Origin of the sequence: Pseudomonas sp. JV245A, from assembly GCF_032424515.1 — a bacterium.
Lineage (GTDB): Bacteria > Pseudomonadota > Gammaproteobacteria > Pseudomonadales > Pseudomonadaceae > Aquipseudomonas > Aquipseudomonas protegens.
The window spans coordinates 1-739 of record NZ_VYKE01000471.1; the positions used below are offsets into that span (position 1 = coordinate 1).

At 68.9% G+C, this 739-nt stretch carries 1 protein-coding gene and 1 pseudogene; both read right to left on the reverse strand.

Annotation, left to right across the window (positions count from 1 at the left end; translation table 11 throughout):
* Positions 1 to 349: pseudogene (locus F6S12_RS32505) on the reverse strand (DNA topoisomerase IB); the annotation flags it as partial.
* An 80-nt stretch (positions 350 to 429) separates the two neighbouring features.
* The coding region (locus tag F6S12_RS32510; RefSeq protein WP_315869958.1) for a TOBE domain-containing protein at positions 430 to 739 on the reverse strand (310 nt) is incomplete at its 5' end.

A 739-nucleotide genomic window follows, 5' to 3' on the forward strand; every position in this document is an offset into this window, starting at 1 on the left:
GGCGCAGCTTGGGCAAGGCGTTGCCGAACGCCAGCAGGCGGGCGTACTTGTCACCGTCGCGCACTTCGCGCCAACGCGGGTGGTAGCGGTACTGCTTGCGGCCCCTTGCGTCGCGGCCGGTGGCCTGCAGATGGCCTTTGGGGTCGGGGCAGATCCACACCTCTGCGTAGGCCGGGGGAATCGCCAGGGCGTTGATCCGCTGTACCTCGGCGGCCTGGGTAAGGCGCTGGCCCTGGGCGTCGTAGTAGACGAACTTGCCCCGCAGCTTGCGCCGCCGGATGCCCGGCTGGCGGTCGTCGGTGTAGTGCAGGTCGGCGGGCAGGGCGGGAGTATCGCAAGCGTCGGGCATGGCGGCAGGTCCTGGGCAAAGTGCGGGCCGGTAGACCATGGACCGCGGCCTCGGCCAAGGGTGCCGATTTTCTCTGCGGTTTACGCCAGGACGGCCACTGCCTTGATCTGTGCCCAGAGTTGCTGCCCGGGGTGCAGGCTCAACTGGTCCCGGGAGAAGCGGGTGATGCGCGCCAGCAACGGGCTGCCCGCCACGTCCAGACGCACCAGCACATGGGCGGCGTTGTCCGCGGGGATTTCGTCGCGCACCGTTACCGGCAGGCGGTTGAGGATGCTGCTGTGCTCGCTGTCCTGCAGGCTCAAACTGACGTCCCGGGCCTGGACCTTGAACCGCAAGGCCTTGCCCAGTGCCAGAGGCTCGTGGGCCACGCGGATAGTCAGCTGGCTGCCG